The 18,157-nt window shown below is 73.9% G+C and carries 18 protein-coding genes; 1 reads left to right on the top strand and 17 read right to left on the bottom strand.

The features are described 5' to 3' along the window. Positions 1-14: 14 nt before the first annotated feature. The 12 genes from coaD to AC162C_RS09400 all read right to left on the bottom strand — a co-directional run bounded on the left by coaD (position 15) and on the right by AC162C_RS09400 (position 10,245). Positions 15-554, bottom strand: a complete 540-nt coding sequence (gene coaD, locus AC162C_RS09455) for a pantetheine-phosphate adenylyltransferase (protein WP_484097329.1) — start codon at positions 552-554, stop codon at positions 15-17. Beyond that, positions 551-1,087: a 16S rRNA (guanine(966)-N(2))-methyltransferase RsmD gene (gene rsmD, locus AC162C_RS09450; RefSeq protein ID WP_462975332.1), complete on the bottom strand. Its 537-nt coding sequence runs from the start codon at positions 1,085-1,087 to the stop codon at positions 551-553. The genes coaD and rsmD overlap by 4 nt, the downstream gene beginning before the upstream one ends. 43 nt (positions 1,088-1,130) lie before the next feature. Continuing rightward, a complete protein-coding gene (gene recG, locus AC162C_RS09445; RefSeq protein ID WP_484097328.1) occupies positions 1,131-3,242 on the bottom strand; it encodes an ATP-dependent DNA helicase RecG in 2,112 nt (703 codons plus the stop codon). Between the two features lie 87 nt (positions 3,243-3,329). Then, entirely contained in the window at positions 3,330-4,190 is an 861-nt protein-coding gene (locus AC162C_RS09440; RefSeq protein ID WP_484097327.1) for a DegV family protein, read from the bottom strand. 16 nt (positions 4,191-4,206) lie between these two features. After that, positions 4,207-4,587 carry a response regulator gene (locus AC162C_RS09435; RefSeq protein WP_484097326.1) on the bottom strand — a complete coding sequence of 127 codons (381 nt, stop codon included), beginning with the start codon at positions 4,585-4,587 and terminating at the stop codon, positions 4,207-4,209. Positions 4,588-4,591: 4 nt separating this feature from the next. Further along, positions 4,592-6,193, bottom strand: a complete 1,602-nt coding sequence (locus tag AC162C_RS09430; RefSeq protein ID WP_484097325.1) for a DAK2 domain-containing protein — start codon at positions 6,191-6,193, stop codon at positions 4,592-4,594. Beyond that, positions 6,193-6,552 carry an Asp23/Gls24 family envelope stress response protein gene (locus AC162C_RS09425; RefSeq protein ID WP_462973399.1) on the bottom strand — a complete coding sequence of 120 codons (360 nt, stop codon included), beginning with the start codon at positions 6,550-6,552 and terminating at the stop codon, positions 6,193-6,195. The genes AC162C_RS09430 and AC162C_RS09425 overlap by 1 nt, the downstream gene beginning before the upstream one ends. Before the next feature lie 58 nt (positions 6,553-6,610). Continuing rightward, entirely contained in the window at positions 6,611-6,802 is a 192-nt protein-coding gene (rpmB, locus tag AC162C_RS09420) for a 50S ribosomal protein L28 (protein ID WP_462973398.1), read from the bottom strand. 82 nt (positions 6,803-6,884) lie between these two features. Beyond that, positions 6,885-7,871, bottom strand: a complete 987-nt coding sequence (ribH, locus tag AC162C_RS09415) for a 6,7-dimethyl-8-ribityllumazine synthase (RefSeq protein WP_484097324.1) — start codon at positions 7,869-7,871, stop codon at positions 6,885-6,887. Further along, on the bottom strand, positions 7,868-9,154 hold the full coding sequence (locus AC162C_RS09410) for a bifunctional 3,4-dihydroxy-2-butanone-4-phosphate synthase/GTP cyclohydrolase II (protein ID WP_484097323.1): 1,287 nt from the start codon (positions 9,152-9,154) through the stop codon (positions 7,868-7,870). Before AC162C_RS09410 ends, ribH begins: the two co-directional genes overlap by 4 nt. A gap of 54 nt (positions 9,155-9,208) precedes the next feature. Beyond that, positions 9,209-9,652 carry a hypothetical protein gene (locus tag AC162C_RS09405; protein WP_462973395.1) on the bottom strand — a complete coding sequence of 148 codons (444 nt, stop codon included), beginning with the start codon at positions 9,650-9,652 and terminating at the stop codon, positions 9,209-9,211. Continuing rightward, complete coding sequence (locus AC162C_RS09400; protein WP_462973394.1) at positions 9,652-10,245, bottom strand: riboflavin synthase; 594 nt, start codon at positions 10,243-10,245, stop codon at positions 9,652-9,654. Before AC162C_RS09400 ends, AC162C_RS09405 begins: the two co-directional genes overlap by 1 nt. A 163-nt stretch (positions 10,246-10,408) precedes the next feature. Between AC162C_RS09400 and AC162C_RS09395 the strand changes: the two genes are divergently transcribed. After that, positions 10,409-13,762: an ATP-binding protein gene (locus AC162C_RS09395; RefSeq protein WP_484097322.1), complete on the top strand. Its 3,354-nt coding sequence runs from the start codon at positions 10,409-10,411 to the stop codon at positions 13,760-13,762. On the opposite strand, the gene ribD is transcribed toward AC162C_RS09395, so the two are convergent. From ribD to def, 5 genes are read right to left on the bottom strand one after another with little or no spacing between them, the layout of a single operon-like run. Next, on the bottom strand, positions 13,749-14,693 hold the full coding sequence (ribD, locus tag AC162C_RS09390; RefSeq protein WP_484097321.1) for a bifunctional diaminohydroxyphosphoribosylaminopyrimidine deaminase/5-amino-6-(5-phosphoribosylamino)uracil reductase RibD: 945 nt from the start codon (positions 14,691-14,693) through the stop codon (positions 13,749-13,751). The genes AC162C_RS09395 and ribD overlap by 14 nt on opposite strands. Continuing rightward, positions 14,690-15,370, bottom strand: a complete 681-nt coding sequence (locus AC162C_RS09385; protein WP_484097320.1) for a ribulose-phosphate 3-epimerase — start codon at positions 15,368-15,370, stop codon at positions 14,690-14,692. The genes ribD and AC162C_RS09385 overlap by 4 nt, the downstream gene beginning before the upstream one ends. A 44-nt stretch (positions 15,371-15,414) precedes the next feature. Further along, positions 15,415-16,671, bottom strand: coding sequence for a transcription antitermination factor NusB (locus tag AC162C_RS09380; RefSeq protein WP_484097319.1), 1,257 nt, complete (start codon positions 16,669-16,671; stop codon positions 15,415-15,417). Further along, positions 16,650-17,459, bottom strand: a complete 810-nt coding sequence (locus AC162C_RS09375) for a methionyl-tRNA formyltransferase (protein WP_484097318.1) — start codon at positions 17,457-17,459, stop codon at positions 16,650-16,652. Before AC162C_RS09375 ends, AC162C_RS09380 begins: the two co-directional genes overlap by 22 nt. Further along, on the bottom strand, positions 17,456-18,055 hold the full coding sequence (gene def, locus AC162C_RS09370) for a peptide deformylase (protein WP_484097317.1): 600 nt from the start codon (positions 18,053-18,055) through the stop codon (positions 17,456-17,458). The genes AC162C_RS09375 and def overlap by 4 nt, the downstream gene beginning before the upstream one ends. Between the last annotated feature and the right edge of the window lie 102 nt (positions 18,056-18,157).

Genomic DNA, 18,157 nt, shown 5'->3' with positions numbered 1-18,157 from the left:
CCGACGCCCCGCCGCTACTCCTGCGGACTGACGGGAGCGCCCGGACGCCCGTCGGGGAACAGCTCGGCGAACCGGCGCGCGACGGCCTCCGGGACGAGCTCGTTCACCTTCCCGCCGAAGGACGCGATCTCCTTGACACCGCTCGAGGAGATGAAGGAGTACTGGGGGCTGGCCATCACGTACATCGTCTCGATCTCCGGCGCGAGCATCTGGTTCAGCCGGTTCATCTGGAACTCCCATTCGAAGTCGGCGATCACCCGGAGCCCCTTCACCATCGTCTTCGCCTCGTGACGCCGGGCGAAGTCGACGACCAGCTCGCTGAAGACGTCGACCTCGACGTTCGCGAACGGCCGGAGCGCCTCTTCGAGGAACGCGACGCGCTCCTCGATCGAGAACGTCGTCTGCTTGTGGTGAGGGTCGCGCACGACGCCGACGACGACGCGATCGAAGATCGCGGCGGCGCGCCGGATGACGTCGACGTGCCCGAGCGTCACCGGGTCGTACGCTCCCGGGCAGATGGCGGTGAGGCGTCCGTTGTCGGCGCGCGCGGTCATCGGTGTCGAAAGATGGTCACCCGCGCCGAACCGTAGCGGCGGGTCGTCACGAGGTCGAGTGGGAGCTGTGGCTCGGTACGCGCGTCCGACTCGACGGCGACGACGCCGTCCGCCGCGAGGACGCCGGGGACGAGCTCCCCGAGTGCCTGCTCGAACGCATCCCAGCGCCCGTAGGGCGGGTCGGCGAGGACGACGTCGTACCTGGCGCCACGGGCACGCCGCTCGCGGAGCACGGCGACGACGTCCCGGCAGTCGACGATCGCACCGGTGAGCTCGAGGCGCTCGAGGTTCTGCCGGATCGCCCGGCACGCGGCGCGATCGTCGTCGACGAAGAGGCACTGCCGTGCACCCCGCGAGAGCGCCTCGATGCCGAGCGCCCCCGAGCCGGCGAACAGGTCGAGCACGGAGGCGCCGTCGACGGGGCCCAGCAGGGCGAAGGCCGCCTCGCGGACACGATCGCCGGTCGGGCGGGTGTGCGCCCCCTTCGGCGCCTCGAGGCGCCGTCCCTTGTGTGTTCCCGCGATCACGCGCACAGCCGCAGGGTACGCGGGCCGACCGATCGGACGCGGTGGCCGGCTACGACTCCCCGGCGTGCGCCGAATCCCCGAGCACCCGATCGACGAGGACGTCGAGCAGGCCCTCGTCGCCCAGGCCCTGGGCGATCCCCCGCGCCCGCTCGAGGAGATCGCGGTCGGTCCGCAGCCGCGTGAACCGGAGATCCGAGAGGCCGGCCTGGCGTGCGCCGAGCAGCTGTCCCTCACCGCGGATCTCGAGGTCGCGCTCGGCGAGCTCGAACCCGTCCGCCGTCTCGACCATCGCCTCGAGGCGCTCGACCGCGGACTCGGTGAGCTGCTCGCGCGGACGGGAGACGAGGAGGCAGTAGGACTGGTCGGCTCCGCGGCCGACCCGGCCGCGGAGCTGGTGCAGCTGCGCGAGCCCGAAGCGGTCGGCCTCCTGCACGATCATGATCGTCGCGTTCGGGACGTCGACGCCGACCTCGATCACCGTGGTCGCGACGAGGACGTCGATCTCCCGCTCCTTGAAGCGCGCCATGATCTCGCGCCGGTCGGCCGGCTTGAGGCGCCCATGGAGGCACCCGACCCGGTAGCCGTCCAGCTCGGCCGCGCGGAGGCGCTCGGCCTCGGCCTCGGCGGCGCGGGCGACCGTCGTCTCCGACTCCTCGATCAGGGGGCAGACGACGTACGCCTGCCGACCCTCGTCCAGGTGCCGCCGGAGGCGCTGGTAGGCCTCCGAGCTGCGGTCGTCGGTGACCCACGCGGTGATCACCGGCCGGCGGCCGGCAGGCGGAGCGGAGATCTCGGAGACGTCGAGGTCGCCGTACACGGTGAGCGCGAGCGTCCGGGGGATCGGCGTCGCCGTCATGTGCAGCACGTGCGGGCTCGTCCCGCCGGCGAGCGCGCTGCGCTGCTCGACGCCGAAGCGGTGCTGCTCGTCGACGACGGCCACGGCGAGGTCGGCAAACGCGACGTCACGCTGGATCAGGGCGTGCGTGCCGAGGGCGATGTCGACACCGCCGCTCGTGATCAGCTGCCGCGCCTGCTCGTGCTCCCGGGCGGGAAGCGAGCTCGTGAGGAGCGCGACGCCGACGCCGAGCGTTGCGCAGACGCCCTCGATCGTGAGGAAGTGCTGCTCCGCGAGGGTCTCCGTCGGAGCCATCAACGCCCCCTGGCGTCCGGCCTCGACCGCCCGGAGCAACGCGTAGAGCGCCACCGCCGTCTTCCCTGCGCCGACGTCGCCCTGGAGCAGCCGTTGCATCGGGGAGGTCCGCACGAGGTCGCCGTCGATCTCGGCGATCGCGCGCTCCTGCGCGTCGGTCAGGCTGAACGGCAGCACCGCCCGGTAGCGGGCGACGAGCGGGCCGGGCGGCGGCAGCGCCGCCGCGACCAGGGACTCGCGCTCGGAGGAGCGCCGCCGAAGGGCGAGCTGGAGGACGAGCAGCTCGTCGAGCGCGAGCCGGCGGCGGGCGGCCTCCGCCTCGGTCGGCGTCCTCGGACGGTGGACCGCCACGAGCGCGTCCCCCCGCAGCGGCAGCCCCTCGCGCGCGCGGACCGTGGCCGGCAGAGGGTCGCCACCCGCCCCCGCGTACGCGAGCGCGGCCGAGGCGACCGAGCGGAGCTGCTTCTGGGCCAGCTCCTCGGTCGCCGGGTAGACGGGCGCGTAGTCGCTCGTGTCGCCGTCTCCCGTCGGGTCGACGTCGTACGCGTCGACCGCGAAGCCGTAGCGGTTCTGCCGCCCGCGCAGCCGGAGCCGCGCCCCCGGCACGAGCTTCGGCTCCAGCCACGGCTGGTTGAACCACGTTGCGCGGATCTCCCCCGTGTCGTCGCGGACGGTGGCCGTGACCACGTGCAGCCGGCCGCGCCGCCGCCCCGAGGCGCGCGTCACACGCACCTCGATGACCGCCTCGTCCTCGCCGAACAGCTCGCTGATCGTTCGCCGGGGAGCGGGGGCCTCGTACCGGCGGGGCCGATGGGCGAGCACGTCGCCGACCGTCGCGAGCCCCAGCCCCGCGAGCTTCGCCCGCGCCGCCGGACCGACGCCGGAGAGCGTCTCCACCGATGCCAGCAGCGCCTCGGGGCGCGGCGTCGTGCGGGTCGGGGCCCACACGGACGGCGGGTCCACGCCGGCGAAGCCGGCCGGCAGCCGGGTCACTGAGCCGGCGCGGGGCACGTCCCGAGTATAGGTCCGGGACCGGCGGCGGGAGCGCGATCGCCCCGGCAGGCGCCCCACTCCGGCGCGGTCGACGCGTCCGGGCTCTCAGTCGTCCTGGAACCAGAAGAAGCCGACGGCACCGGGGCCCGCATGGGTTCCGACGACGGCGCCGAGCAGCCGCACGAGCTCGATCTCGGCCTGCGGCCGGAGCTCGCGGACGAGGGTCGTGATCACCTCCACCCATTCGGGCGCGTTCGCGTGAGCGATCGCGATCCGCAGGCCGGCGGCATCCTCGGTGTCGTCGGCGAAGAGCCGCCCGAACTCCTGCAGCGCCTTCTGACGGCCGCGCACCCGTGACACGGGGGCGATCACGCCGTCCTCGACGGAGAGGATCGGCTTGACGTTGAGCAGGCCGCCGGCGAACGCCGCGGCCCGGCCGATGCGCCCGCCCTTCTGGAGGTACTCGAGCGTGTCGACGGTGAACACGACGCCGTTGCGGGCCTTGAACCGGTCGACGAGCGCGGCGACCTCGGCATCGGTCGTTCCCCGTTCGAGGCGGCGCTGGATCGCGAGCGCGAGCAGGGCACAGGCGCACGACGCGGTCTCCGTGTCGACGAGCCGGACGGCGTCGCCGCCGAGCTCGTCCATCGCCAGCGCGGCCGACTGGTACGTGCCGGAGAGCTTCGCGGAGAGGTGGATCGACCAGACGCGGTCGTAGCCTGCGAGCTCCTCGTACACGGCGACGAAGTCCTGCGGCGTCGGCTGCGACGTGGTCGGGAGCTCGGGCGCCTCGGCGAGCCGCCGGTAGAAGCTCTCCGGGGTGATGTCGATCCCGTCGCGGAGGCTCTCGTCGCCGAACCGCACGTACAGCGGGACGACCCGCATGTTCGGGTAGAGGGCCGCGGCGTCGAGGAAGTCGGACGTCGAGTCGAGGACGATCGCGGTGTTCTCGGTCGTGAGCTCCATGAAGTTCCTGCGGAGTCTATTGCGGATCCGTCGCGGACACCGCGCCGCGGACGACGTCGGCCAGGAGCGCCGGCCGCTGGTCCTTGCCGAGGACGGCGGTCGCGCCCGCGGCACGGGCCTCCTCCTGCTCGTCTCCGGTCGCCTCCGCGGTCAGGCAGACGACGGCGATACCGGGCGTCGCGCCGAGCAGCGCCCGCGTCGTGTCGATCCCGCCCATTCCGGGCAGCCGGAGGTCGACGAGCGCGACGTCCGGCCGCAGCGACACGGCCTGCGCGACCGCGTCCTCACCCGTCGCGACGGCCGCGACGACGTCGATCCCGTCCTCGAGCCCGAGTAGGAGCTCGAGGGACGACCGGTAGACGTCACTGTCCTCGACGAGCAGCACGCGAACGGTCACCGGCCTACTCCGCCGAGAGCAAGAGCGCGTAGTGCGGTTGGCCGCCCCACTTCACCTCCAGCTCCAGCTCCGGGTGCCGGCGCGCGATCTGCGCGCGCAACGCCTCTTCCGGTGGCGCCTCCTCACCCCGCAGGATCGTGACGTACGAGCGGTCGTCCGCGACGAGCCTGTCGACGACGGCGTCGACGACCCTGTCGAGCGACTCGTCGTTCGCGATCGCAGCGCCGTCCACGAGCCCGAGCCACGCACCCTTCTTCACGGTGACGCCGTCCACCGTCGTGTCCCGCGAGGCGATCGTGATCTCGGCGGTCGCGACCCCCTCCGCCTCCTGGCGCATCCGTCGCTCGTTGACGTCGATCGGATCGTCGGGGTTGAACCCGAGCATCGCCGCGAGCCCTTCGGGCACCGAGGTCGTGCCGAGCACCCGGACGTCCTTCGTCGAGGCCTTCGCCGCCTCGTCGGCGGCGAGGCGGACGTTCTTGTTGTTCGGGAGCACGACCACGTGGTCGGCGTTGACCGCCGTCACCGCCTCGTGGATCTGCCCGACCGACGGGTTCATCGTCTGCCCCCCCTCGATCACGAAGTGGGCGCGGAGGCTCGCGAAGATCTTCCGGTTCCCCGCTCCGGGTGCGACCGCGACGAGCGCGGTAGTCGTCGGCGCAGCCTGCGCCGCCGCATGCAGCTGGGAGAGCCACCGCTCCCGCTCGCTCGCCTGCCCGTGCATGTCGCCGATCTCCACGCGGCCCCCGTCGACCGTCCCCAGCGCGCGACCGATGCCGAGCGCGGCGTCCGGGTCGTCCGTGTGGACGTGGACCTTCGCCAGGGACGCGTCCCCGACGACGAGCAGCGAGTCGCCGAGCGGCTCGAGCTGCCGCTCGAGGTCGTCGAGGGACAGCCCGTCGCCCTCGACGACGAAGACGGTGCAGTAGCGGAACTGCGACTCCTCGTGGTGGATCGCGTCCTCGTCGAGCTCGTCGAGCGCGGCCGGGACGTCGGGCAGCGGCTCCCCCGTGAGCGCCGCGTGGATCCCGCGGAAGAGCTCGACGAGCCCGACACCGCCCGCATCGACGACGCCGCTCTCGCGAAGCTTGTCCAGCATCTCCGGGGTGCGACGGACGGCGTCGTCGCCGCGCGCGAGGATCGCCCCGAGGGCGTCCTCGACGGGAAGCACACGCACGTCCGGCCGCTCTGCCTCCTCGGCCATCTCGCGGACCACGGTCAGCATCGTCCCCTCCACCGGGCGCTTCACGCCCTGGTAGGCGCGGGTCGTGCCCTGCCGCAGCGCCGCGGCGAGGACGTCCGCGTCGACGTGCTCGTGGGCCCCGACGACCTCCGTGATCCCGCGCATGATCTGGCTGAGGATCACACCGGAGTTGCCCTTCGCCTCCATCAGCGCGGCGCGTCGGAGCTCGTCCGCGACCTGTCCCGGCGTCGTCGCCCGGGATGCTTCGAGCGCCCGCACGACGCCGTCGACGGTCGCGACGAGGTTCGTTCCGGTGTCACCGTCCGGCACCGGATAGACGTTGAGGGCGTTGATCCGCCGCTTGTGGCGCTCGAGGTTGGCGAGCGCCGACCGCGCGAGCGTCCGTGCCTTGGCGAGATCCATCAGTCGGAGCGCCTTACGTGCTCGATGCGCACCTCCACCGAGGCGACCGGCAGCCCCGTCTGCCGCTCGACCTCGTACGCAACCCTCGTGCGAATCGTCGATGCGACCTCGGCGAGGTTGAGCCCGTACTCGACGACGACGTTGAGCTCGATCTCGAGGCCCTCGTCACGCCCGTTCACGTGGACCCCGGCGGTGATCGGGTCGCGTCCGCGGAGCCGTATCAGGCCCCGACGCCCGACCATCCCGACGACGCCGTAGCACTCGCCGGCGACACGGCCCACGATCTGCGCGATCGCCGCGGACGAGATCGCGATCCGGCCGTGCGCAGTCTCGCGCGCGAGGTGGTGGTCTCTCTCCATCCGCCCGAGGTTAGACGACCTGTCCGTCGGGGCGGTTACGCCCGTACCGGCGGGCGACCTAGACGGCCTTGACGACCTTGCCGGCCTTGAGGCAGCGCGTGCAGACGTAGTCGCGCGTCGGCTTGCCGTCGAGGACGAGGCGGACGCGCTGGAGGTTCGGGTTGAAGCGCCGCTTCGTGGCGACCATCGAGTGGCTCCGGTTGTTCCCGAAGGACGGCTTCTTCCCGCAGATGGCGCAGATCCTGGACACGCGGCGGCGAATGGTAGCGGAGAACCCGGGTCGGGCGCGACGGACCAGCTGCCCGCTCCGCGGGCCTCCGCCGGGTGGGAGGTCAGCGCGCGGCCGCGGCCCGGAGGTTGGCGAAGACGTCCGCCATCTCGAGCGCGGTGCGCACCGCCTCGGCGCCCTTGTCGAGGCGGGAGGCGGCCTGGTCGGCGCTGTCGAGCGTGAGCACGCCGAACGCCACCGGTACGCCCGTCTCGATCGCGGCGAGCTGCACGCCCGACGCCGCCTCGGAGGCGACGTACTCGAAGTGCGGCGTGTCGCCACGGATCACGCAACCGAGCGCGACGATGCAGGAGAAGCGCCTCGTCTTGGCGAGCGCCATCGCGGCGAGCGGGAGCTCGAACGCGCCGGGGACGGGCATCACGGTGATCGCCTCGGACGCCACCCCGCGATCGGCGAGCTCGGCGAGGGCACCGTCGAGCAGCTGCGTCGTGACGTCACCGTTGAAGCGGCTGACGACGATCCCGACGGCACGGCGCTCTCCGCGCGGCACACCCTCGAGCAGGGGGAAGCCCGGGGGGACGAGGAGCTCCCCGGGTGCGTGCTCCGCCGTCGTCGATCCGAGCTCCGGCGGTGCCCCCTCGGGTATCACGGCCGCCTCCTCGGACGCGCCCTCGGGCTCGCCGGCCAGCCCCGCCGCCACCATCGTCGACGCTCCAGCCTCCTCGGCAGGCGGGGACGACGGCGGCATCGAGGACCAGCCCTCGCTCACCGACGGGCGCTCCTCGGCGGCCGCGTCGGACACCGGGGCGGGAGCCTCCGGCGCCTCCGTGTCGGGAGCCGACGCGGGCCAGGAGGCGAGCACGTTCTCGCTCGAGCGATCGACGTCCTCCGCGTCGGACGCCTCGGCGGCGCGCGTCTCCCGCGCGGCCCGCTCCCACGGGTCGTCGAGGGCAGCGTCGGCGGGGCTCCCGGTGGAGAGCAGCTCCGCGTCCTCGGCTACGGCCTCCTCGGACGCGGGAGGCGACGGCGGCGCGCCGAGCTCCGGTACCTCGTCGTCGTCCCAGCGCGGGGTGTCGTAGCCGTCGCTCACGCCTCGGCTCCCTTCCAGTCGTCGGGTTCGTATCGCATCCGCTGATGATGAATGCGGCGTCCGATGGTATGCCCGAGCTTCTCGCGCTTCGCGTCGAGGTACGCGCGGTTCTCCTCGTTCGGCACGACCTCGATCGGCTCCTGGGCGACGACGGTGAGGCCGTAGCCCGCGAGCCCCGCGATCTTCTTCGGGTTGTTGGTGAGGATCCTGATCGTCGTCAGACCGAGGTCGGCGAGGATCTGCGAGCCGATCCCGTACTCGCGCTGGTCGGCGGCGAACCCGAGCTCGAGATTGGCCTCCACGGTGTCGCGCCCGTTCTCCTGCAGCTCGTACGCGCGGAGCTTGTTGAGGAGGCCGATCCCACGTCCTTCCTGTGCGAGGTAGAGGAGCACGCCGCGGCCCTCGCGCTCGATGTGCCGCAGGGCGAGCTCGAGCTGCTCGCCGCAGTCGCACCGGAACGAGTGGAAGACGTCGCCGGTGAGGCACTCCGAGTGCACGCGGACGAGCACGTCCGCCGCGCCCTCGACGTCGCCCTTGACGATCGCCACGTGCTGCTTCCCCGTGAGCAGCTCGCGGTACGCGATCGCGCGGAACTCGCCGTACTCGGTCGGGAGGCGGACGGACACGACGCGCTCCACGAGCCGCTCGGTCCGCCGCCGGTACTCGATCAGGTCGGCGACGGTGACCATCTTCAGCCCGTGACGCTCGCAGTACCCGATCAGGTCGGGGACGCGCGCCATCGATCCGTCGTCGTTCATGATCTCGCAGACCACGCCCGACGGCGCCACGCCCGCGAGCCGCGCGAGGTCGACGGCGGCCTCGGTCTGTCCCGCACGCTGCAGCACACCGCCGGGGCGGGCCCGGAGCGGGAAGACGTGGCCCGGCTGGACGAGGTCGCGCGGCCCCGACCCGGGGTCGATCGCGACCTGGATCGTGTGTGCGCGGTCGGCGGCGGAGATCCCGGTCGAGACACCCTCCCGCGCCTCGATGGAGACGGTGAACGCCGTCCCGTACGGCGTCTCGTTCTGATCCGTCATCTGCCGCAACCCGAGGTCGTCGCACCGCTCCGGCGTGAGGCAGAGGCAGATCAGGCCGCGCCCGTGCGTGGCCATGAAGTTCACGGCCTCCGGCGTCACGAACTGCGCGGCGATCGTGAGGTCGCCCTCGTTCTCCCGGTCCTCGTCGTCGACGACGACGACGAACCGGCCCTCGCGGATCTCCTCGAGGGCCTCCTCGATCGTCGCGAACGGCGACGCGCGCTCCACGGCCGACGTCTCGCTCATCGCGCGCATCGTAGCCGTGCTGCGCCGCGCATCCCCTGGTCGCCGCTCACGGCCTCACGCGGGCGGCGGCTCCCAGACGAGCTCGGCGACGTCGATCACGAGCACCGTCTCCTCGTCCTCCCCACCCGACCGCACCTCCCCCGTGCCCACGCACAGCACGTCGTTCAGGCGCGTGTACGGCTCGGTGTCGGCGAGGTGGGTGACGGCGACCACGATCTGCCGCCGGCCGGGCGGGTAGGCGCGCCCGTACCCGTGCATGTCGACGAACACGGTGGCGCCGTCGGCGGTCTCGATCACGCCCTGCAGGTCCGGCACGAACGTCTCGTCGGTCCGCCGGCGCGGGTGGTTCGCGCCGCGGTACCGACCGCTCACCGCGCCGTCGGCGCGGCCCTCGGCGAAGAACAGCCACTGCTCCTCGCTCCCCCGCGGCCCGTCGATCGAGACCATCCAGCCGTCCGGATAGCCGAACGTCAGGCGGTACAGGTGCTCGAAGCGCATCAGCGGCCCTCCGGAAGGAGACGCTCGACGTACTTCGCGAGCACGTCGACCTCGAGGTTCACCTGGCGACCGGGAACGAGCGAGCCGAGGGTCGTGGCGGCGAGCGTGTGCGGCACGAGCGCGACGCCGAACGCGTCGTCGTGCAGCTCGGCGACGGTGAGCGAGGTGCCATCGACGGTGATCGAGCCCTTCTCGACGCAGTAGCGGAGGATTCCCGCCGGGGCCTCGACGAAGACGCGCAGACCGTCGCCCTCCGCCTCGACGGACTGCACGCGCCCGATATCGTCGACGTGCCCCTGCACGATGTGCCCGCCGAGCGGCTCCCCCGCTCGGAGCGCCGGCTCGAGGTTGACCTCGTCCCCGCGCGAGAGCGACGCGAGCGTCGTCCGCGAGAGCGTCTCGGGCACCGCGTGGAACACGATCGCGTCCCCGTCGACCGACTCCGCGGTGAGACAGACCCCGCTCACCGCGACCGAGTCGCCGACAGTGGTCGCGGGCGCCGTCGCCGGCGCGGCGATGCGCAGGCGCACTCCGTCGTCGCCGCCCTCGAGGCCGGCGACGCGAGCGATCTCCCTCACGATCCCGGTGAACACGACCGCAAGGCTACGTTGTCGCGCGCGTCGGGGCGATCGCGTCCTCGCCCTGGGCCCCACGCCCGCCCCGGGTCGCGGCGCCCGACGGCGGCCCCGACGCCTCCGTGCGCACCCCGCGCCGCACGACCGTGACACGCGGGTCGGGATAGAGTGGCGCGACGCGATGCCCGACGACATCGAGCGCCGGATCGTCACCGTCCTCTTCGCCGACCTCGTCGAGTTCACGCCGTTGGCCGAGGAGCTCGACCCCGAGGACGTCTCCGCGATCCAGGACGCGTACTTCGGCGTCGTCCGGGACACCGTCGGCCGCTACGGCGGCAGCCTGGAGAAGTTCATCGGCGATGCGGTGATGGCGGCCTTCGGGCTCGGGTCGGGGCGCGACGACGACGCCGAACGGGCTGTCCGCGCCGGCCTCGCGATCGTCAACGGCGTCGACAGCCTCGGAGCGCGGCTCGGCCTCGACGCCGACCAGCTCCGGGTTCGGGTCGGTGTCAACACCGGCGAGGCGGTCGTGGCGCCGTCCGTCCCCGAGGAGGGGCAGGGCACCGACCGCGGACGCGTCACAGGGGACGTCGTGAACGTCGCCGCACGCCTGCAGTCGGCCTCGACCCCGGGTCGCGTGCTCGTCGGGCCGGCGACCGCGCTCGCGGTCGCCGAGGCGATCGAGCTCGACACGGCCGTCCCCGTCGACCTCAAGGGGAAGTCCGAGCCGATCCTCGCCCAGCTCGTCGTCGGCCCACGGCCCGAGCGCTCGCGTGAGCTGGCGATGGGCGGCCTCCGCGCGCCCGTTCTGGGGCGGGCGACGGAGATCGCCCGGCTCCTCGAGGCGGCCGCGCGCTCCACGTCCACCCAGCGCGAGCGCGTCCTCGTCGTCGCCGAACCGGGCGTCGGCAAGACGCGGTTGCTCGCCGAGCTCGCGCTCCTGCTCGCGCACGAGTCGCGGCGCATCGTGCGCGTTCGGCTCCGACCGGAGGCCGCCGCCCCCTTCCCCCTCGTCCGGCAGCTCGTCGCTGCCGCGCTCGAGACCGACGACGTCGGTGCACCTGCAGGCGCGGCGACCGAGCGTCTGGCCGAGCGGCTCGTCGCGGCGGGTGCGACGCCCGGACGCGCGGCGGTGATCGCCGAGGAGATGCTGAGCGTCGTCGAGCCTCCGCGCCCGGGCGGCAGGGGTCGTCCGGGAGTCGAGCGGGACGAGCTCTTCGACGCGTGGCGCGACGGCCTCCGGCTGCTGCTCGATGACCGGCCGACGGCCCTGCTCGTCGAGGATCTCCACTGGGCGCGGCGCGACGACGGGGCGTTCGTCGAGGTGCTCGCGGACGACACCGCCTGGCCCGACCTGCTCGTCGTCGGGACGACGAGACCGTCGGGTCTCGTCCACCTCGACGACGCCTGGGCGGTGCTCGACCTCGCGCCGCTCGAGGCGGCTGACGCCCGGAGCCTGGTCGCCGCGCTCGTCGGCGACGCCGTGACCGAGAGCCTCGCGGAGCGCATCGTCGAGCGCTCGGACGGGAACCCCCTGTTCATCGAGGAGCTCTTCCGCACCTGGGTCGGAGTGGGCGCGTTGCGCGCCGGGCCCGACGGGTCGTGGTCACTGACGATCGCGCCCGAGGAGGTGACGCTGCCGACGACGATCCAGGCCCTCTACGCGTCCCAGCTCGACGACCTTCCCGATGGCGCGCGCACCGTCGCCCGGCGGGCCTCGGTCGCGGGCCGCCGCTTTCCGCTCGGTGCTCTCGGCGCGCTCGGCGCGAGCGAGCCCGCTGCCGCCGTCGACGAGCTCGCACAGCGCGCGATCGTCACCGGCCCCGTGCCGGGCGCGATCGGCGGCGACACCTACGCCTACCGGCACGCGCTCGTCCGCGACGCCGGCTACGCGAGCCTGGCCCGGGCGGAGCGCGCAGGCCTCCACCTGAGGCTCGCGGAGTGGCTCGAGGGCGCAGCCGGTGACCGGATCGACGACGCCGCGGCCGCGATCGGGGGGCACCTCGCCGATGCCGTCGAGAGCGCTCCGCGGCTCGGGCACACGATCGGGGGGCGTCGCCCGCGCGACGAGGTCGCCGTCGAGGCGGCGGCGTGGCTCGAACGGGGCGCCGAGCGGGGGATCGCGCTCGGCGCCTACGACAGCGCACGCGCATCGCTTCGGCGCGCGATCGACCTCACCCCGCCGGGAGAGCCGCTCGCCCTCGGCCGCCGCCTGCGGCGTCTCGGCGACACGCTCGACGGGATCGGGGACTTCGAAGAGGCGGGCGAGGCGTTCCGTCAGGCGACGGAGACCTTCGAGGCGGTGCTCTCGTCGGCCACCGGCGAGCAGGCGGCACACGAGGCACGCCGTGCCCTCGGCACGGCCGCGTCGGCGTTCTCGCGGGTGCGCTTCGAGCAGACGCGCTTCGCGGAGGCGCTCGCGATCGCCGAGCGCGGGCTCGAGGCGATCGGGACGGAGGACGCCGCCGCCCGGCTCCCGCTCACCCTCGCGTCGATCCGGGCGCGCATAGGGATCGACAACGACGTACGGGCCGTTCTCGACGAGGCGCGTGAGGCGACCGAGATCGCGCACGCCCTCGGTGATCCCGACCTCGTGCTCGCGACGACGGAGTGCGAGCTTCGCCTGCGCACGGAGGTCGTGGAGGTCGATGCGTCGGAGCTGACGGAGCTCGGCGACCGGCTCGAGGCCGCGGGCCGTTGGCGCGACGCCGCGAGCGTGCTCCGGGCGGCCACCGTGATGGTGATGGACGATGCCGCCTTCTCGAGATCGGCCGACCGTGTCGAGGCCCTCGCAGACGCACGCGGGCTGAACGAGCAGCGCGCCTGGATCCTCCAGACCCGGGCGGAACGGGCACTCGAGCGGGGTGCCTGGGACGCTGCGCTCACCGCCGGGACCGAGGCCACCGCCATCGGCGTCGCACACGGGTACGAGCGGGCGGTCGTCCGCACCTGGTTCGTGCTCAGCCCGATCGCGGCCGCTCGCGGCGACGGGACGACGCTGGCGCGGATCGCCACGTGGTTCGCCGAGCGCGCAGGGATGTTCCCGGACAGCCCCTACGGCAGGGTCATGCACCGGGCAGTCGACGTCGACATCGCGTCGCTCGGCCTGGCGCCGCCGCCGACGCTCGACCCGGAGCACCTGCTTCCCGGCTTCTCCCTCCCGTACACCGCCGCGGACTGGCTGCTCGCGCTGGAGCGGATCGCCGGAGCGTGGCTCGCGGAGGGGCGAGCCGACGCCGTGCGCTCCGCGCTCGCCGCACAGGAAGGCCGCGCCGACGACCCGCGTGGGCTCGGCGAGACGTCGCGCTCGCTCGTCGCCGCCTGGGTGGCCGAGACGGACGGGGACGCGGAGGCCGCGATCGCGCACGCCCGGGCTGCGCTGCGCACGCCGGCCGCCGACGCCGCCCCGTGGTGGGCGCTGCGGGCGCTTCGTGTGCTGGAGCGCCTCGGGAGGGCGACGCCGGATCAGGAGCGGCGCGCCCGTGACCTCGAGCGGGATCTCGGTGTGGCGCCGGACGTCGCTAGGGCTCGTTGACGTACGCCTCGACGAGCACGTCGTCCCCGACGCGCTCGACCGCGACACCGGTCAGGCTCAGCGGCTCGGCGAGCTCGCCCAGCCACGTCGGGCCTGCACCCGAGAGCGTGGGCGCGACGAAGAGCACGACCTTGTCGACGAGCCCTGCCTCCACGAACGCCGTCGCCAGCGTCGGCCCGCCCTCGAGCAGCAGCGACTGGACGCCCTCGCCCGCCAGCGCACGCAGTTCGTCGTCCAGCGCACCTGTCCGCAGCTCGAGCCCGGAGCCGGCGGGGAGCGGCCCTCGACCGAACGCGAGTCGCCGCGGCTGCCGCACGACCGGGACGTCCCGCGCATCCAGGCGCGGCGCATCGACGCGAACCGTCCCCATGCCGACCGCGACCGCGTCGGAGCGGGCGCGGAGCTCGTGGACCCGGCGCCTCGAGCCCTGCCCCGTGACCCACCGAGAGCCGGGAACCGTGACCCGTCCGTCGAGGGTCACGGCGGCCTTGTACGTCACGAACGGGCGGCCGACGGCGATCCATGTCCGCCAGGCCTCGTTCTGCCGCCGGGCGGGAGGGCTGTCGACGACCTCGACGTCGATCCCCGACGCGCCCAGCCGGGCGATCCCGTCCGAGGTGCGAGGGTTGGGGTCGAGCGAGCCGACGACGACCTTCGCGATGCCGGCGGCGATCACCGCGTCGACGCACGGCGGCGTGGCGCCGTGGTGGTCGCAGGGCTCGAGCGAGACATAGAGCGTCGCGCCGGCGGCACGGTCGCCCGCTGCGCGGAGCGCGTGCACCTCCGCATGCGGCTCACCCTTGCGTTCGTGCCATCCCTCGCCGACGACGGCGCCGTCGCGGACGACGACCGCGCCCACGACCGGGTTCGGATGGGTCGTGCCACGCCCTCGCTCCGCGAGCGCGAGCGCCCGATCGAGCCACACGCTCATGCCGCGAGGGCGACGAGACGGCGGTACGCGTCCGCCGGCTCCGGGTCCGAGAAGATCGCGCTCCCGGCGACGAGCAGCGTCGCGCCGGCCTGCCTCAACGCCTGCGCGTTCTCCTCACCGACGCCGCCGTCGACCTGGACCGGGCAGGAGACGAGCTCGGCGAGCCGGGCGACGCGATCGAGCGCCTCCGGCATGAACGGCTGTCCCGAGTACCCGGGCCAGATGCTCATCACGAGCACGAGGTCGGCGGCCGCCCGTTCGGCCGCCGCCGCGGCGCTGTCCGGCGACGTCCCCGGGTTGAACGAGACGCCGACGCGGAGGCCGAGCTCCCGCGCGGCCGCCGCGACGCCGGCCGGGTCGTCCGTCGCCTCGACGTGGAAGGTGACCGAGTCGGCGCCCGAGCGCGCGAACTCGTCGAAGTGGTGGACGGGGTCGGTGACCATGAGGTGGCAGTCGACGACGCCGCCGGCCGCGTGGATGCCCTCCGCGATGCTCCGCAGGACGACCGGGCCGATGGTCACCGGCGGGACGAAGTGCCCGTCGCCGGTGTCGAAGTGGAACACGCGGCAGCCCGCCGCCAGCAGCTCGTCGACCTGCGCTCCGAGCCGCCGGAAGTCGGCGGCGTACAGCGACGGCTCGACCTCCGCGCCGCCTCGGATCCACTGGGGCCACCCCACGCGGCGATCGTACCCCGGGCCCCGGCGAGGCACCCGCAGGGCGCTCAGGGGACGCGCAGGCGCGCCACGAAGAAGCCGCTCGTCCCGTGGACGTGCGGCAGCGTCTGCAGGAACTCGGGCCGACGCGGATGGGCGAACGCCGGCCACTCGGCGCCGAGGTCGTCGAGCGGGAGCCCGACCTCGTCGACCACCGCCTCCGACTCGTCCGCGTTCACCGTGCAGACGGAGTACGTGACCGTCGCTCCCGGGCGCGCGCGCTCGATCGCGGCGCACAGGAGCGAGCGCTGCAGGGCCGGCAGCGGCTCCGCCCGCCAGCGCAGGTCAGGGCGTGCGGCGAGCACGCCGAGCCCCGAGCACGGAGCGTCGACCAGCACGCGGTCGAAGCCCTGCAGCGTCGACGGCAGGTCGCGACCGTCTGCCTGGACGACCGTCACCCGCGTCGCCCCGAGCCGACGGACGTTCTCCTCGAGCTCGCGGGTACGCGTCGCCGACACGTCGACCGCGACGACGTCGCCGGCGAGCATCGTCGCCTTGCCTCCCGGGGCGGCGCACAGGTCGAGCGTCCGCTCCCCGGCGCGTGAGCCGACGACGTGCCCGACGAGCTGGGAGCCACGGCTCTGCGGCCAGATGCGCCCCGCGGCGACGGCCGCCTCGTCGACGCGGTCGACGATCCACGCATCGGGCAGGACGTCGTCCGGACGGCCCTCGATCTCCCCGTGCACACGGCGGACGGCGAGCTCCGGCGGCTCGTTCTGCGCCCGCATCAGCGCGCGGGCGCCGTCGGGGCCGAGGTCGCGCCACCAGACCTCGGCGACCCAGTCGGGGTACGAGTGCAGGAGGGCGGCCTCCCCCGGGGTCGTCTCGGGCAGCCCCGCGAGCAGTCCCCGCATCCGTTCTGCGAGACGCCGCATGACGGCGTTGGCGAACGGAACGGCCCGTACGGAGCCCGCGCGGCGGACGAGCTCGACGGACTCGTTCACCGCCGCGTAGCGTGGGATCCCGTCGAGGAAGCCGACCTGGTACGCGCCGAGGCGAAGCGCCGCGAGCACCTCTGCGTCGATCCGCTCCACGGGGCGCCGGGCGAGCGTCGCGATCGCGTGATCGAGGGTGCGTGCCCGCTGCACCGCCCCGTAGGCGAGGCGTTGCGCAAGGGCGCGGTCGCGGTCGTCGAGGCCCGTCGCGGCCGCTCGCAGCGCCCGGTCGGCCCAGGCCCCGTCCTCGAAGACACGGCGGAGCACCTCGTAGGCCGTGACGCGTGCGGGCGCGACCACCGCCGCCATCAGCGGAGGCCGCGCAGCCACGCCTCGACGGGCATCCGACGGCCGCCCTCGGGCTGCACCTCGAGCGGCTCGAACGCGCCGTCGTCGCCCACCCGCGCCCGCCAGACGATCAACGGGCGATCGTGCAGGACGGCGCGCGCCCCGATGTGCGGTGACAGTGCCCGCACGCGGCGGACGAGCTCCTCTGCCGGTCGGGTGAGGTCGAGCACGCGATCCGCCGGGCCGATCTTCTCCGCGTAGGTCACACCGTCGTCGGGCTGCGCGACGAACACCGGTTCCGGGTCGGAGAGCACGCGGTCGAGGAGGCGGGCGGCGACGTCGGCCGCGCGCCGGTAGACGGCGCCGGCGTCGTCGTCCGGGGCGATCGGGAACGACTCCTGCGCGACGGTCGGGCCGGCGTCGAGCGCCTCCACCGTCTCGTGGATCGTGACCCCGGTCTCCGTGTCCCCTGCCAGGATCGCCCGCTCGACGGGGGCGGCGCCCCGCCATCGCGGCAACAGCGACGGATGCACGTTGAGCCAGGACCGCTCTGCCAGCAGCGCGGCAGGGACGAGCACGCCGTAGGCGCAGACGACGACGATCGGGGCCCCGAGGTCGAGCGACGGCTCCAGGCGCTCGGGTTGGAGGACCGGGATCCCGAGACGCTCGGCGGTCACCTTCGCAGCCGGCGCCGCGAGCCGCCGGCCCCGGCCGGTCGGCGCATCGGGCCTCGTCAGGAGGCAGACGACCTCGCGGGACGCCGCGAGGCGCTCGAGCACGTCCGCGCCGAACGGCGCCGTCGCCGCGACGGCGATCCCCGCGGGGCTCACTGCGACAGCAGGAGCCTCGGGCGGAGCTGCCGGAGCGCCTCCCGGCGCGACTCCGGATCCGTGCGGTCGACGATCAGCACGCCGTCGAGGTGGTCGACCTCGTGCTGCACGACCCGAGCGATGAGCCCCTCGAGCTCGAGGACGACCTGCTCGCCGAGCGCGTCCGTGCCCTCGAGCGTGATCTCGAGCGGGCGCTCGACGTCGACGCGGACCGTCCCGAGCGACAGACAGCCTTCCTCGTCGACCTCCGTCTTGGTCGACGACCGGGTGATCACGGGGTTGACGACCATCCGGGCCACCTCGCCGTCGTTGAAGACGAAGAACCGGCGCAGGATGCCGACCTGCGTCGCCGCGAGCCCGATCCCGTCGGCGTCGTGCATGAGCGCGATCATCCGCTCCGCCATCCGGGGCAGCTCGTCGTCGAAGGACTCGACCTCGACAGCCCGCATGCGGAGCGCGGGGTCCCCGTACTGCCTGATCTGCGAGAGGGCGATCCGCTTGCGCGCCTCGTGCTCGGCAGCGGCGCGCGCCTCCTCCTCCTCCTCGAGGGCGGTGTCGACGTCGGCGTGGTCGTGGTCGTGCTCCGGCGCGGCCATCGTCGGCGAGTGTAGCCGTCGCCCCGGGAGCGAGAGGGTCGATCGGAACGTGGTCACGGCGGACGGCAGGCGGCGCGTGCCCCCCCGCACGACGCCCCCATC

This window comes from Gaiella sp. (assembly GCF_057140465.1).
This window is presented reverse-complemented; position numbering and strand designations above follow the sequence as displayed.